Raw genomic sequence first — 14,851 nt, forward strand, 5'->3', positions numbered from 1 at the left:
GCGCCCGGCTCACCCGCGGCCGCCCGCCGCCCCGTCCGGGAGACCGGACGGCAGGTAGTCGTAGCCGAACCGGCCCGGCACCGCCCGGGCGAGCGCCTCCACCAGCGCGGCCGGCGGCGCGGCGAAGACCCCCGGGTACTCGCGCTCGCCCAGCTCCGGCCGCACCGGCCAGGCCAGCCGCTCCCGCTCCAGGTCGTACCGCGCGTCCACGCCCTCCCGGTTGCCCCGGGCGTCCAGGCGGGCCCAGCGGCCGTCCAGGTGGACGGCGTTCAGGGCGTGCAGCACGAAGCCGCCCGCGCCGTCCTCCAGTCGCTGGTAGCACAGCCCGGCCGGCACGCCCTGCGCCCGCAGCAGCGCGGCCAGCAGGTGGGACTTGCCGTGGCAGATCGCGTTGCGCGCGGCCAGCACCTCGGAGGCGCGGAACGCCCCGCTGTAGGCGCCCGCGTCCGCCGAGTGCGCCACCTCGTCGCGGACGTGGTGGAACGCGGCCCGCGGCGTGGCCAGCTCGGCGGCCAGCCGCCGCAGCCGCGGGTCGTGGTGGTCGATCACCTCGTCCGCCACGAGGAAGGCGGCGGGGTCGTCGGTCTCCGGTCGCAGGATCATGCCCTCCACGGTGGCGCGCGCACCGGCCGCCGCGGGCACGATTCCACGCCTCGGACAGCTCCTCGGACAGCGCCCCGGGCCGGCCGGGGCGCTTTTCCGTCCGGCCGGCGTCAGTGCCCGCAGCCGCAGTGCCGGAATCCGAAGTCGAGCGTGTGGTCGTTCTCGCCCGGCCCGCCGGTGGTCAGCGCCCGCTCCGGATATCGCTTTCCGGGCGGGACGACGCCCTTGGAATCGACGAATCGATTGCCGCCGACGTCGTGCCGGGTGGGCACCCACCGGTACAGCGGACCGCCCTCGGCGTAGTCGGACGGCTCGTCCAGCCGGATCGTGTAGGCGGTGTGCGGCCGCAGGCCGCCGTCCACGTTCGCGTCGTCGAAGTAGTACTCGCCGCGCGCCGTCGTCCTCGCCGTCCCGGCGAGCCGGCCCGCCCCGTCGTACAGGTGGACGGTGACGCCCGCCACCGGGCGCTGGCCCGGCTGCTGGACTCCGGTGCGCTCCGGGTCGTACCAGACCCGGTTGCCGATCTGCAGCGGCGCCCGGTCGCAGAGCACCTCCAGGTCGCCCATCGAGGCGCCCTTGCCGAACGGCGCGGGCACGTCCGCCGGGTTGAGCCGCAGCCCGAACGCCGGATCCTGCCCGCCGTCCGCCCGCCGCAGGAACGACGTGCCGTAGCCGAAGGCCGTGCTGTTCGGGTCGAACCCGGAGGTCGCGATGGTCGTCTCGACCTTGGACAGCGCCATCCCGGCGTAGGCCGCGTTGTGGTGGAAGCCCATCCGGCTGGTGTCGAAGAACCGGGTGCCCCGGGGGGAGAGCCCGCAGCCGCCGTTGGTGTCCATCACGAACGTGCCGCCCGCCGGGCAGGCCTTGTCCAGGTCACCGCCCGACAGCACCTCGCCGACCGCGGCGCCCGCCGCCGCCTGGCCCGTCGCCCGGTCGGCCAGGCGGTCGCGGAAGGACAGCAGCATCGAGCCGTCCGCCTCGAAACCGACCTCGGCCAACTCCGGCTCCGGCTGGGCGCGGTAGCCCGAGCAGGCCTGGCCGTTCTGCACCTCCGGGTAGGTGTCCGTCCACGGGAACCAGCCCGCGCCGTCGCACGGGCCCGCGCCCACCGTCGACTGGCGCGGGTAGTCCAGCGGCTGGTCCAGCACCGCCGGACCGAAGCCGCCGGTGGCCGGGTCGAAGGGCAGCACCACCGCCCGCAGGTCCGAGGCCAGGCCCGTCGACGCGCCCGAACAGACACCGCCGAGGTAGCCCCTGCCGTCCTGCAGGCCCAGGCCGAAGGGCCGCCAGTCGCCCGCCGAGGGGCAGCCCGGGTCCGGGATCGGGTACACCGCCCGCGGCGCCGACGCGCTCGCCGCGGTGGCGTCGTAGCGGTACAGCCGGCGGTCGTTGAGGTTGACGACGAACAGGTCCCTGCCGTCGTCCGTCACCTTGAGCCCGCCCAGGCTCTCCTTGCCCGGCACCGCCAGGAACGCCTCGTCCGCCCCCGGCCCGTGCGCCGTGCCCCCGGCGTCCGGGACGGTGGCGAACAGCGCGGTCGTGCCCCGCGCCGGGTCCGTGACGTAGATCCCGCCGGAGCCGCCCGGGCCGTAGGCCGTGGTGCGCTTGGCCGCCGCCGAGGAGAACACCCGCCGGTCGGCCCGGTTCCACGCGATGCCGAACAGCGTCCCGGTCTGCGCGCCGGTGGCGAGGTCCGTCACGTTCACGTCCACGCCGTCCTGGCCGCGCGCACCGTACGGGAACGACACCAGCGTGCGCTGCGCGCCGCCCTGCCACACGGTGTTCTGGCAGGTCGTCACCAGCGGGGCGTTCTTCTGGCAGTAGTCGCCGGGGCTCCACAGCCCGGTGGTGTACGAGACGTCCGCGCCGTCGGAGAGGTCGACGAACTCCTCGTTGGAGCTCAACCCGCCCGGCGCGCCGTCCAGCCCCTGCCGCGAGGCGAAGGCGGGGAACAGCACGCCCGGCCTCGGGTTCACCACCTGCACCCGGTACGTGCCGCCGCGCTCCGGCCCGTGCGGCGGCGGGGCCAGCGTCACCGTCCCGTCGGCCCCCGTGGTGCCCTCGACGCGGGTCCGGCCGGCGCCGGTGAGCGTCACCGTCACGCCCGCCAGCCCCGGTTCCAGCGCGGGCGTCCACGCGCCCGAGGCGTCCACGGCCCGCACCACCCGGACCGTCACCGTCCCGTCCGCGCTCTGCGGGAACGCCGGCGGAGCCGTCAGCAGCCCGCCGCCGGCCAGCGCGACGGCGAGCACCGCGGCCCGCCCGACGGCCGTCCTTCGTCTTCTCGTCCCCATCTGGGCCCCACTCTCCGATCGGCGGGCATGACGCCCGATCCGGACAGGACCCCCAGGAGAACGGCAACCGGCCGCCCGCGCCCGCGCTTCGGGGCACGTTCACCGGTGCGTGTGACACGCGGGCCGTCGCACATCGGATCATCACCGCGGGCCCGGCCCCGCGAGCCCCGCCGGGCCGACTTCCCGCTCCGGCCGCGGCCCCTCACGCCCGCGGCCCGGGCGCCCCCTCGTTCCCGGCCTCCTCGACGGCGTCGGCCTCCTCGATGGCGTCGGCCTCCCCGGCCTCCCCGGCCTCCCCGGGCCGCCGGCGCCTGCGCTGCGCCGCGCGGACGATGTCCGCTCCCATGTGCTCCAGGAACACCGAGGCCTCGGCCATCCTCGCCCCGGCCGGGGTGGCCGCGCCGAGCAGGTCCGCCCCGTCGCGCGCGAACTCGGCCAGCAGCGTGTTGCGCCGCGCGCTCGCCAGCAGCGCCCGGTACCAGATGTCGTCGTCGACGACGTACCGCTCGCGGTGCGAGCCGCCCTCCTTCTCGCGCCGCACCAGCTGCTGGCCCTCCAGGTAGCCGATCGCCTTCGAGACCGACGCCGGGCTCACCCCGAGACGCCGCACCAGGTCGGTGGCGGTGAGGCTGCCGGAGTCGGTGAGGTAGAGGCAGGCGAGGACCCGGCCCACCATGCGCGGCATGCCCAGGTGCGCCAGCAGTTCGGCCAGCCGCGCCGCGTACTCCTCCAGCGCGGCCGGATCGCGCCCGTCGTCCGGGCGCGCGCTGCCCTCCGGCACCCGGGGCAACGCGCTCCTGCCGCGCCGGGAACGCCGCGCGGTGGCGCGCTGGGCGTTGTCCGCCCGGTAGCCGGACGGGCCGCCGTTGCGGGCGATCTCGCGGGTGACGGTGGAGGCGGGGCGCGCGAGCCCCCGGGCGATCTCCCCGTAGCCCAGCCCCGCGGTGAGCCCGGCGGCGATCCGCCGGCGTTCTTCCTGGGTCAGCCTGGCGCCTGGCACGGGCGCTCCTCTCGTCGCTGCCGGACCTACGGGCCCCCACGATCCCATTGCAACAGCCGGCCCTCAAGCCGATTGCATTAGTCGGCAGGGCCATTGCAAGGAATTACCCGTGCTGGCCTGGGAGAACGTCCCTGAAGGAAGGTCAGGGCATTGATGGAAAGGCGAACACGGGCCTAGCCTTTTCCTCGAACGCGAAACAGTTCGCGACCAGGGGGAGACCACCGTGAAGACCACCGCCCGTACCGCCCGTACCGCCCGCGCCGCGCTCACCGCCGCTCTCGCCGGCGCCCTGCTGGCAGCCGCCCCGGCCGCCTCCGCCGAGGGCTCCCGCCCGCACACCGCCCGCCCGCACGACGGCGTCCGCTCCGTGCTGGAGCGCGCGGTGACCGAGGCCGGCCTGCCGGGGGCGCGGGCCGAGGTCCGGGACGGCGACGCGACCTGGTTCGCCGCGACCGGCACCGCCGACCTGGACACCGGCCGCGCGATCACGCCCCGCGACCGGTTCCGGATCGGCAGCACCACCAAGACCTTCGTCGCCACCGTCGTCCTCCAACTCGCCGCCGAGCAGCGGCTCGGCCTGGACGACAGCGTCGAGCACTGGCTGCCCGGCCTGCTGGACGGCAACGGCTACGACGGCTCCAGGATCACCGTCCGCCAGCTGCTGAACCACACCAGCGGCGTCTACAACTACGCCGAAGACCCGGAGCTCGCACGCGAGTTCACCGGCCCGTCGTTCCTGGCGCACCGCTTCGACGACTTCACGCCGCGCCGCCTCGTCGAGGTCGCCGTCGCCAACGGGCCGAAGTTCGCCCCCGGGACCGGCTTCGCCTACTCCGACACCAACTACGCGCTCGCCGGCCTGATCGTCGAGAAGGCCACCGGCCGCCGCCTCGCCCAGGAGATCGCCGACCGGATCACCGGGCCGCTGCACCTCGCGAACACCTACGAACCGGCCGCCGGCGACATGCGCATCCACGGCCCGCACGCCCGCCACTACTCCAAGCTGATGGAGCAGCGCGCGGACGCCCCCGTCCACGACGTCACCGACCTCAACCCCTCCTGGGGGTACGCCTCCGGCGACATGATCTCCACCACCGGCGACCTCGCCGTCTTCTTCCGCGCGCTGCTCGAAGGACGGCTGCTGCCGCCCGCCCAGCAGCGCGAGATGTTCACCACGCTGGACCCGCAGGGCCACTGGATCCCGGACACCCGCTACGGCCTGGGCATCGCCGAGCAGAAGCTGTCCTGCGGCACGGTGTGGGGGATGGGCGGCGCCATCAACGGCTCCTGGTCCTACACCTTCGGCACCCGCGACGGCCGCCACCTGCTCGCCACCGAGGTGAACGGCGACTGGGCCGCCGGGAGTTGGGGCTCGCCGGTCGGGGTCTTCACGGCCGAACTGGAGGCCGAGTTCTGCCCCGCCGCCCCCGCCGCCCCGGCTGCCCCGGAGGCCCCCGCCGCCCTCTGAGACCGCGCCCGCCGGAAATCCGGGTGCGCCCGCACCGACTCCCGCCGCACACTGGGCCGGTCACGCACCGTCGCCACGAAGGAGCCCCGTGCAGGGAGCAGTCAGCGTCTCGCCCGCCCAGGCCCCCGAGCTGCTGCTCGGCCTGGCCACCGTCCGCCCCGTGTTCCTCTGGGGCGCCCCCGGGATCGGGAAGTCCTCCCTGGTCAGGGCGTTCGCCGAATCGCTCGGCCTGGAATGCGTGAGCCTCGTCGGCACCCAGCTCGCCCCCGAGGACCTGATCGGCGTCCCGCAGCTCACCCCCGAGGGCCGCTCCCGGTTCTGCCCGCCCGAGCAGATCGCCCGCGACGAGCCCTACTGCCTGTTCCTGGACGAGCTCAACGCGGCCTCACCGGACGTCCAGAAGGCCTTCTACTCACTGATCCTGGACCGCCGGATCGGCTCGTACGAACTGCCGCCCGGCTCGATCGTGATCGGCGCCGGCAACCGCGCCACCGACGGCGCGCTCGCCCGCCCGATGGCCTCCGCACTGGTCAACCGCATGGTCCACGTCCACCTGCGGGCCAGCGCCCGGGACTGGCTGCACTGGGCGGCCGGCGCCGGCATCCACCCCTGGATCGTCGACCACCTCACCGACCGGCCCGACCACCTGTGGTCCGCCCCGCCCAAGACCGAGGAGCCGTTCTCCACCCCGCGCGCCTGGCACATGCTCTCCGACGCGCTGCACTCCTTCGGCCCCACCCTGGACGAGGAGACCCTCAAGGTCGTCGCCCACGGCCTGCTCACCGCGCCCCACGCCGTCGCCTTCTGCGGCTACGCGAAGATCGTCCGCAACTCCTACGGCCTGGAGGCGATCCTCAAGGGCGACGCCCGCTGGCCGCACCGGCTGGAGGACCGCGACCTGCTCTACTACCTCGCCGACGCCTTCCGCGGCCGGCTCGTCAAGGAACTGCCCGCCCGCAAGGAGCACGCCTCCGGCGCGCAGCGGCAGACCGCCTTCCGCGCCAAGTCGCTGCTCGTTCAACTGGCCGAGATCTCGGTGGAGGTCGCCCAGACGGTGATCGCCGACGGCCCGGACGGCAACCCGCTGCTGCCCGCCTGGTTCCTGATCGAGGCCGCCCGGGACATGCCCCGCCTGGTCGAGGCCCGCCGGTGAAGCACGCCCACACCGCCGCGAAGAAGCCCGACCCGGGCACCGAGGCCTTCGACGAGGGCGTCCGACTGCTGCGCCGCAACCCGGCCCTCGCCGCCCTGCGCGCCGACGTCTGCCGCACCGAGAACTGCACCACCGCCCCGCCCGACGGCTGGGCGGTGGCCGACTCCAACGGCACCCTGCACGTCAACCCGCGCCGCCGGGCCGAACCCGAGGAGTGGGCCTGGGTCCTGGCGCACTGCCTGCTGCACCTCGGCTTCGGCCACCTCCCGGGCGCCCGCGGCCCCCGCACCCAGCCCGACGCCCACCAGGCCGCCGCCCGCTGCGCGGTCGTCAACCGCTTCCTCGCCACCTTCCCCGTCGGCCGTGCCCCGGTCGTCCTGCCCCAGGAGTACCCCGGCGGCGACGAGGAGGAACTGGCCGCCCGCTGGCGCCGCGACGGCCTGCCGCCCACCACCGCCGGGACGGCCGGCACCGCCGAACGCGACCAACTGCTCGTCGAGTGGCGCGGCCACGGCCAGGCCCGCGAGGACTGGCCGACGGCCTTCGCCGCCGCCCTCACCCGCACCATGTCCGCCGCGATGGACCGGGCCGGCGGCCGGATCGACGCCGACACCGGCGAACGCCTGCCCGAACGGCCCTGGACCCGGGCCCTCAACTGGTTCGTCTCCTCCTACCCCCTGCTCGGCGGCATCGCGGCCGGCCTCACCGTCGTCGCCGACGCCGAACTCGCCCGCGCCCACGACATCGCCGTCGCCGCCGTCAACGCCGAGGCCGCCGAGATCTACGTCAACCCGCTGCGCCACCACACCGACGAGGAATGGCGGTTCATCCTCGGCCACGAGATCCTGCACGCCGCCCTGCGGCACGGCGAACGCCGCGGCGGCCGCGACCCGTTCCTGTTCAACGTCGCCGCCGACTACGTCATCAACGGCTGGCTGCTGGAGATGGGCGTCGGCGAGATGCCCGACGGGCTGCTGCACGACCCGCGGCTCAAGGGGCTGTCCGCCGAGGAGGTGTACGACCGGATCGCCCGCGACCAGCGCCGCATCCGCCGCCTCGCCACCCTGGCCGGCAAGAACCGCCCCGACGTCCTCGGCGAGCCCCTCGGCCCGCCCCGGGACTACGTCGACCTCGACGACTTCTACCGGCGCGGCCTCCAACAGGGCTTCGAACTGCACCAGCGCGAACGCGGCCTGCTCCCGGCCGGATTGGTCGAGGAGATCCGCGCACTCGCCCACCCCCCACTGCCCTGGGACGCCCGACTGGCCCGCTGGTTCGACGAGTTCGTGCCGAGCCCGGAACCGGTGCGCAGCTACTCCCGCCCCGCCCGCCGCCAGTCCGTGACCCCGGACATCCCCCGGGCCGGCCGCCATTTCCCCGAGGAGGAGGTGCCGCGCTGCACCTTCGGGGTCGTCCTGGACACCTCCGGCTCGATGGACCGGGCCCTGCTCGGCAAGGCCCTCGGCGCGATCGCCTCCTACGCCGCCGCCCGGGACGTCCCCGCCGCCCGGCTGGTGCACTGCGACGCCGCCCCGCACGACGCCGGATACCTCCCGGTCGAGGAGATCGCCGGCCGCCTGCGGGTGCACGGACGCGGCGGCACCGTCCTCCAGCCCGGCATCGACCTCCTCGAACGGGCCGAGGACTTCCCGCCCGGCGCACCCGTCCTGGTCATCACCGACGGCGAGTGCGACGTCCTGCGGCTGCGCCGCGAACACGCCTTCCTCGTCCCGCGCGGCGCCGTCCTGCCGTTCACCCCACGCGGCCCGGTCTTCCGGATGAGCCCCGCCGGCTGACGGCCCGGGACCGCACCCGGTCCCGGGCCGCGAAGCGGTCCGGTCCGGCGATCAGCTGGTGGTGGGGATGAACGGCCGGCAGCTGCCGTCGGGCCCGCCGTACGGGTCGGTCCAGTCGATGTTCATCAGCTTGTTGCCGGTCTGCGGACCGACGACGCCGTCCGCCTGGGCGCTGCCGAGGATGCTCTGCTGGAAGTACCGCACGGCGCCGTCGGTCTTCGGGCCCCACTGGCCGTCCTCATCGATGGTGGACCGGCCGCCCAGCCGCAGCCAGTCGTTGACCAGGTGCTGCACGCACCACACCCCGGTGCCCGAGGTGGTGTGGCCGTATCCGAGATACGGCGCGCCGGGGGCCGCGTCCGCGCTGCCCGCCACGCCCAGCACCGATGCGCCGGCCATCGCCAGCGCCACGGCGAACTTGGCGCCCCTTGTCACAAGGTTCATCTCATACCTCCTGCTCGGCCGGGGCACGCCCGGACACCTGCCGGCAGCCCTCGGTACGGGTGGTTCCTGGTTCGTATCGGCGCGTCGCGGCACAATGCCGTGCGGGCGCCGTGCCGCGCCGCGGCCGACCGGGCCGGTGGGAAAGCCGAGGCGCGGGCCCTACGGGCCGGCGCCTCGGCTTCGAACCCCGGTCGGCCGCGGCCGGGTGCTGCGCTCCGTCAGATCACACGGAACTGCTTGGAGTCACCGGTCCAGCCCGGCATGCAGGCGGCCTGACCGGAGATGACCTGCAGGTAGCAGCCCTTGGTCTCGTTGTAGAAGTTGGTGTAGGAGCCGTTGAGCGAGGCGACCTTCCAGTTCTGCCCGTAGGCAGTGCCCAGGGAGCATCCCGCGGTGAAGACGTCGCCGTAGCTGTCCGCGCTCATACAGAGGCTGACCATTCCGCCGGCGGTCATGATGAACGTGTTCCGGCTGTTCGCCCAGCGCTGGGTGTCCCGGCTGCCACAAGGCGCCTCGTAGACGGCGGGGGTGTGGTCGGGGCTGTCGACCGTCCCGGCGAGGCAGAGCCCCGTCGCCTTGTTCTGGATCTGGAACCCGGCGGTGGCAGAGGCCGGACTGGCCGTCACACTCAGGCCCGCCAGGCACAGGGCCGACACCACGGTGGCGGTTCGGATGACACGGTTCATTTCTTCTCCTTGAGACTCGAGAGCGCGGGCCGCGACCATGGCGTTGTGCGCGCTCTTGTGTGAACTCCCTCTTCTGGGGCGGTCTGCCGAACACGCGGCATACCGCGGGGCCGGCGTCGTGCACCGCTCTGTTCAGGCCCCGGGAACGTTCTGAGTCTCGCGTGCCGGTGATCGTCGCCGCTATCCAAAACCGTCCGCGTCAGCGAGCCGAAAACGGATTGTCCGTTGGCGGATGGTCAGTACCCGACGGACCGTGCTGTCCGCGCCCCAGCGCGTCGCCGCTCCTCCGCTCCCGCATCCGGCCGGGCCGGGCCGACGGTCGTTGACGGTGGCCGAGAAGCGGCCTCCACAGCCGCTTCCCTGACCCGCCGACCCGTCCTCCCCGCGGCCCCGTTCGCGCCGGTGGCCGGGCGTGGCGAAGCGCCCCCGCCGGCGGCCGGGGGCGCTTCGCCCGGGGTGGGACAGGGGGCTACTCGACGGCGCGCAGCGCGTTGACGACGCCGAAGCCGTAGAAGCCGTTGACGCGCTTGCCGCCCGCGCAGGTGGCGTCCACGACGCCGTCGCCGTTGCCGTCGTACGGGGCGGCCGGGCACCCCGGGTTGTCCGCCTGGGCCTTGAGCATCGCCTGCAGCCGGGCCGGGGTGGCGTCGGGGTGGGCGGACTTCAGGAGTGCGGCCACGCCGGCGGCGTGGGGCGTGGCCATGGAGGTGCCCTGCTCGTAGCCGTACTGGTTGTTCGGCAGCGTCGACAGGACGCCGGGGTGCCCGGACGGCGTGTCCGAGGCCACGTACCGGTCGCCGCCCGGCGCCGCGACGTCGATCACGCCGAGGCCGTAGTTGGAGTAGTACGCCTTCGCGTTCTTGGCGCCGGTGGCGCTGACCGTGACGACGCCCGGCAGTTGTGCGGGCAGGTCCCAGCACGTGTGGGGGTCGACGGTCCGGCTCGCCGGGGTGGAGTCGTCGGGGCTGCCGGGGTCGGTGAAGGCGTGGGAGTCGAGGTCGTGGTTGGCGTTGCCGGCTCCGGCGACGGTGAGGGTGCCCTTGCGCTGCGCGTAGCGCTGGGCGCGGTCGACCGCGTCGACGATGGCCTTCTGGTCGGGGTCGTCCAGGCAGTTGTACTGCCACGGGTCGATGTAGTAGCTGTTGTTGGTGATCTGCACGTCGTGGTCGGCGGCGAACACGAAGGCGCAGACGACGCTCTCGGCGTAGATCAGCTGGCGCGGGGTGGGCTGGGAGACGGTGATGCCGGAGACCCGCACGCCGGGTGCCACGCCCGCGACGCCGATGCCGTTGCGGGCGGCGGCTATGGTGCCCGCCACGTGGGTGCCGTGGAAGTAGTCCGGGTCCACCGGCCGCCAGGAGCCGTACGTGGTGTCGGCCTTGCCGCTGGCGCAGCTCGCGGACTGCGACGGGGAGAAGTTCGCGGCGAGGTCGGGGTGGGTGTCGTCGACGCCGGTGTCGATCACGGCGACGGTGACGTCCCTGCTGCCGGGGTCGGTCTTCGCGGCCTTGTCGGCGCCGATCGCCCGCAGGGCCCACTGCTCGGCTTCGAGGGGTTCGGCGCCGTCGCCGGCGGCCTCTCCGGTCCTCGCGGCCTCGGCGATCCTCGCCGCCTCGGCCTCGGAGAGGGGCCGTACCCCGCCGTCGTCGGTGGTGCCCGCGGCGCTCAGCGGTGCGGTCCGGGTGGCGCCCGCCGACTCCACTCCGCGCACCGCGCGCAGCTGCCTGCCGAAGTCGGGGTTCGCCGAGTGGGCGACGATGACGCCGATCTCGTCGTACGTGACGACGACGGTGCCGCCGGCCGCGGTGACGGCCCGCTGCACGGCCGCGACGGTGCGGCGGTCGGTCTTGGTGTTGACGACGTACGCGAGGGTGTTCGCGTCCTCGGCCTGGGTGGCGGACGGTGTCCGGGGCGTCGCCGAGGCCGGGGCGGGCAGGAATCCGAGCGAGGCGGTCAGCGACAGCGCGATCGGTACGGCCAGGCCGAGCCGGGGCAGGGAACGTCGTCGGGCCATGTGGTCTCCGCATCTTCCGGGTGCCGGGCCCGGCCGGGGTGGGAGCGCCGGCCGGGCGGGTGCGGGGCGGCCGGTACGGGAAGGGAGCCTTCCCGCCGCCCCGCCCTGTGGGGGCGCCGGCCGCGGCCAGGACGGCCCGCGTGGTGGGGTTCCCCTTCTTTGACGGGCCGTCGAGAGGGCGGCGCGTCTCCGGGGAGCGGTGTGCCGGCCCACTCGGTCCCCGGGGAACGCCCCAAGCCTCACCCGCCCCGGCCGTCGCGACTATCCGAAAAGTGACCCCCACCCGCGCACGAAAACGGCTTGCCCTCCGGCCGCCGGCCGCGCGGGGCCCGTCGCCGGCGCCCCCCGCGGGCGCCACGGCCCGGTCAGCGGGCGAACTTCGCGAGGGCCGCCGGGGTGACGGGTGTGAAGAAGTTGACGAGGTTGCCGTCGGGGTCGCGCAGCAGCAGGGAGCGGTTGCCCCAGGGCATGGTGGTGGGCTCGGTGACGAAGTCCGTGACGAAGCCGGCCAGGTCGCGGTGGACGCGGTCCACGTCGTCGACGAGGAACTCGGTGATGACGCTCTGGTTGGCGGCCGGGCGGGCGGAGCCCGGGGCGAACAGTGGGACGGTGCGGGTGCTCGCGATCGCGAGGGCGGCGCCCGGGGTCCGGAGTTCGGCGAAGTCCTCGGTCGCCCACTGCGCCCGGACCCCCGTGGCGCGCTCGTAGAACCCGACCAGGCGCGCGACGTCGCCGGTGATGACGCGGATCGAAACGAACTCCATGGTGTCCTCCTGGGATGTGCCTGGGCCGGCCACGGCCGGGCGGCCGCGGCTGACGGCCGCGCGGTTGGCTGGACGGCGGTGCCGTCGTGCGCTCCGCAGACTAGGAGGGATAGTGGACAGAATCCGTCCACTATCCGCCTAGGCTGTGGACATGTCCCGACCCACCGGCCGCGTGCTGACCCTCCTGGAACTGCTGCAGTCGGGCGGCACCCGGACGGTGGCCGAACTGGCCGACCGCCTCGGCGTCGACGGCCGCACCGTGCGGCGCTACGTGGACCACCTGATCGACCTCGACGTGCCGGTGGAGTCGGTGCGCGGCCGGTACGGCGGCTACCGGATCTCCCCGGGCCACCGCCTGCCCCCGCTCATGCTCGGCGAGGACGAGGCGCTGGCCGTGCTGCTCGGGCTGATCGCCGGGCGCCGTACGGGACTGGCGACGGCCGAGCGCACGGCGGGCGAGACCGCGGCGGCCAAGATCCGGCGGGTGCTGCCCCGGCACGTCGCGGCTCGGCTCGACGCGCTCCTGGACGCCCTCTCCTTCACGGACGGCTCCGGCGCGGACGCCGTCCCGGACGCCGGGGTCCTGCTCACCCTGGCCGACGCCGTGCGCCACCGCAGGCCGGTCTCCGTCCGGTACACCGACCGCGAGGGCCGGCCCAGCGAGCGCACGGTGCACCCGTACGGGATCGTCGCCCACGCGAACCGGTGGTACGTCACCGGCGCGGACCCCGGGGTCGGCGAGGACCGGACCTTCCGCCTCGACCGCGTCACCGACGCGCGGGCCCTGCCCGGCTCGTTCGACGTCCCCGCCGGCCCCGACCCGGCCGAGCGCGTGCTGTCGGGCTTCGCCACGGCCGGCTACCGGTACGAGGTGACGCTGCGGATCCACGGGACGCCCGACCAGGTCCGCGCCCACCTGCCCGCCGGCCTCGCGACGCTGGAGGAGGACGGACCGGCACCGCCGCCGGACGGGGGCCCGGCCGCGGAGCGCTGGCTGCGCGCCGAGCTGCGGGCGGAGCGCCTCGACTGGCTGCCGCCGCTGCTCGCCTCGCTCGACCGGCCCTTCGTCATCGAGCGCCCGGAGGAGCTGCGCACCCTCGTCACCGCCTTCGCCGACCGCCTGGCCGCCCGCGCCCGCCGGACCTGACGAGGGGCGGTCAGGGGGCCGGGTAAGGCTTGCCCCGCCATTCGTGTGAGACTGCCCGTCATGCGGGCCGATCCAGAACTTCTGCGGGACCTGATCGCCACGACGCCGGGGATCGCCACCCGGCCGGGCCGGGGCCGACCCGAGGCCGTGATCCGCGCGGCGGAGTCCGTCACCGGTCCGCTGCCGCGCTCGTACCGCTGGTGGCTGGCCGCGTACGGGGAGGGCTCGCTGCGCGGCCGTCCGATCGCCACGGTGGAGCCCGTGCCCGGGCTCGGTGAACCCGGGCTCCTCGACGGCCGGTCGGGCGGGGACCGGCTCTGGTTCCACGAGGACGACGACCACGAGCGCCACGGCTTCGCCCTCGACCGGGCCGCCGACGGTGAGTGGCCCGTCGTGGCGCACAGCCGGGTCACCGGTGAGGAGTGGCCGGTCGCGGACTCCTTCGCCGGGTTCCTGACGGTGTGGACGGCGCTCGCCGTCGGGCTGCGGGAGGGGCCGAACCCGGCCGTCGCCCGGTTGTGGCGCGCCACCCCGGGGCTCCGACTGCCGGACGGCGGCGCGCTGTTCGGGCCGCACGCCTTCCGGGCCCGCAACGACGCCTGGGAGGTGCGTACGTACGCGCCGCACTGGGTCCTGGTCGGCGAGGACGGCGGGGGAGCGGGCCTGTTCATGCGCCGGCACGGCCGGGACCGCTCGTCCCTGTACCGGCTCGCGCCGGGCCCCCTGCGGGGCGATGTCGCGGACCACGGCGAGCTGCTGGGCACGGACCTCTTCGACTGGCTCGACCGGCTCCCCGGGCCGGCGAACGGCTGACCCCCGGAGCGGGCCGGCGTCGAGACCCCGTGCGCTGCCGCCCGCGCCACGATCGGGTGATGTCCCGGCCCGTCGGTCCGGACGCGGAGTGTTGCGGCCGGACGGGGGACGGGGGTCACTACGTTGAGGCCTCGGGTCCCGCGGCCGTGCCACCGGAAGGCACGCCCGTGAGGAGCCGGACCGGCGCGCGGCCGGCCGCGCGCCGCACCGGCGAAACCCCGTTCGCGCGTCGCGTCATGACGTGGCGTCACCGACAGCGCCGGGCCGCGTCCCGGCCCTCGCACGAGGGAGAACCCGTGATCTCGACGACCAAGAGGGCCGTCCGTTCCCTGGCCGTGGCGCTCGCCGCGGCCGCCACCTTCACCGTCGGCCTGCCGAACTCCGGCGCCTTCGCCATCGACCACGTCCCGTGCGACGGGGGCCGCAACGACTTCCTGAAGATCTGGTCGCACCTCGACGGCCGGGACAGCGTCGACTGCTACGCGAACGGGGGGAGGACCGACTTCGGCGGGTGGTGGGTCGACCGGATCTCCACCGGCAACAACGACCTGACCTACGACGACGTGAACGGCGACTCCGTGCGGATCGAACGCTGGACCGACATCACCTTCCCGAACCGCCCGCCGAGGGTCGCCGCCATCCAGATCGGGTGACATGCCGGCAGCGGCC

Annotated in this window: 13 protein-coding genes; 6 read left to right on the plus strand and 7 right to left on the minus strand. The window is 74.8% G+C overall.

Annotated elements, in window-relative coordinates; translation table 11 throughout:
* Positions 1–9 precede the first annotated feature (9 nt).
* The 3 genes from AB0E96_RS05385 to AB0E96_RS05395 form a co-directional block, all read right to left on the minus strand.
* Positions 10–603, minus strand: a complete 594-nt coding sequence (locus AB0E96_RS05385) for a transglutaminase family protein (RefSeq protein ID WP_359818788.1) — start codon at positions 601–603, stop codon at positions 10–12.
* A 110-nt stretch (positions 604–713) separates the two neighbouring features.
* On the minus strand, positions 714–2,897 hold the full coding sequence (locus tag AB0E96_RS05390; RefSeq protein ID WP_359818789.1) for an SdrD B-like domain-containing protein: 2,184 nt from the start codon (positions 2,895–2,897) through the stop codon (positions 714–716).
* Between the two features lie 202 nt (positions 2,898–3,099).
* A complete protein-coding gene (locus AB0E96_RS05395) occupies positions 3,100–3,897 on the minus strand; it encodes a MarR family transcriptional regulator (protein WP_359818790.1) in 798 nt (265 codons plus the stop codon).
* A gap of 223 nt (positions 3,898–4,120) precedes the next feature.
* Here AB0E96_RS05395 and AB0E96_RS05400 point away from each other — a divergent pair, with 223 nt between their 5' ends.
* The 3 genes from AB0E96_RS05400 to AB0E96_RS05410 all read left to right on the plus strand — a co-directional run bounded on the left by AB0E96_RS05400 (position 4,121) and on the right by AB0E96_RS05410 (position 8,314).
* Complete coding sequence (locus tag AB0E96_RS05400) at positions 4,121–5,365, plus strand: serine hydrolase domain-containing protein (protein ID WP_359818791.1); 1,245 nt, start codon at positions 4,121–4,123, stop codon at positions 5,363–5,365.
* Between the two features lie 88 nt (positions 5,366–5,453).
* Positions 5,454–6,518 carry a MoxR family ATPase gene (locus tag AB0E96_RS05405; RefSeq protein WP_359818793.1) on the plus strand — a complete coding sequence of 355 codons (1,065 nt, stop codon included), beginning with the start codon at positions 5,454–5,456 and terminating at the stop codon, positions 6,516–6,518.
* On the plus strand, positions 6,515–8,314 hold the full coding sequence (locus AB0E96_RS05410) for a hypothetical protein (protein ID WP_359818795.1): 1,800 nt from the start codon (positions 6,515–6,517) through the stop codon (positions 8,312–8,314). The genes AB0E96_RS05405 and AB0E96_RS05410 overlap by 4 nt, the downstream gene beginning before the upstream one ends.
* A gap of 51 nt (positions 8,315–8,365) precedes the next feature.
* On the opposite strand, the gene AB0E96_RS05415 is transcribed toward AB0E96_RS05410, so the two are convergent.
* The 4 genes from AB0E96_RS05415 to AB0E96_RS05430 all read right to left on the minus strand — a co-directional run bounded on the left by AB0E96_RS05415 (position 8,366) and on the right by AB0E96_RS05430 (position 12,222).
* Positions 8,366–8,758 carry a peptidoglycan-binding protein gene (locus AB0E96_RS05415; protein ID WP_359818798.1) on the minus strand — a complete coding sequence of 131 codons (393 nt, stop codon included), beginning with the start codon at positions 8,756–8,758 and terminating at the stop codon, positions 8,366–8,368.
* Positions 8,759–8,976: 218 nt separating this feature from the next.
* Positions 8,977–9,444, minus strand: a complete 468-nt coding sequence (locus tag AB0E96_RS05420) for a hypothetical protein (protein WP_359818800.1) — start codon at positions 9,442–9,444, stop codon at positions 8,977–8,979.
* Between the two features lie 469 nt (positions 9,445–9,913).
* Complete coding sequence (locus AB0E96_RS05425; RefSeq protein ID WP_359818803.1) at positions 9,914–11,458, minus strand: S8 family serine peptidase; 1,545 nt, start codon at positions 11,456–11,458, stop codon at positions 9,914–9,916.
* Positions 11,459–11,823: 365 nt separating this feature from the next.
* Positions 11,824–12,222 (minus strand): VOC family protein, encoded by a 399-nt coding sequence (locus tag AB0E96_RS05430; protein WP_359818806.1) that lies wholly within the window; start codon positions 12,220–12,222, stop codon positions 11,824–11,826.
* A 151-nt stretch (positions 12,223–12,373) separates the two neighbouring features.
* Here AB0E96_RS05430 and AB0E96_RS05435 point away from each other — a divergent pair, with 151 nt between their 5' ends.
* From AB0E96_RS05435 to AB0E96_RS05445, 3 genes are all read left to right on the plus strand, one after another.
* Positions 12,374–13,369: a YafY family protein gene (locus tag AB0E96_RS05435; RefSeq protein ID WP_359818809.1), complete on the plus strand. Its 996-nt coding sequence runs from the start codon at positions 12,374–12,376 to the stop codon at positions 13,367–13,369.
* 60 nt (positions 13,370–13,429) lie between these two features.
* Complete coding sequence (locus AB0E96_RS05440; RefSeq protein ID WP_359818812.1) at positions 13,430–14,182, plus strand: SMI1/KNR4 family protein; 753 nt, start codon at positions 13,430–13,432, stop codon at positions 14,180–14,182.
* A 296-nt stretch (positions 14,183–14,478) separates the two neighbouring features.
* A complete protein-coding gene (locus tag AB0E96_RS05445) occupies positions 14,479–14,835 on the plus strand; it encodes a beta/gamma crystallin domain-containing protein (RefSeq protein ID WP_359818814.1) in 357 nt (118 codons plus the stop codon).
* The last annotated feature ends 16 nt before the right edge of the window (positions 14,836–14,851 follow it).

It is taken from the genome of Kitasatospora sp. NPDC036755 (assembly GCF_040636595.1).
Taxonomy (GTDB): domain Bacteria; phylum Actinomycetota; class Actinomycetes; order Streptomycetales; family Streptomycetaceae; genus Kitasatospora.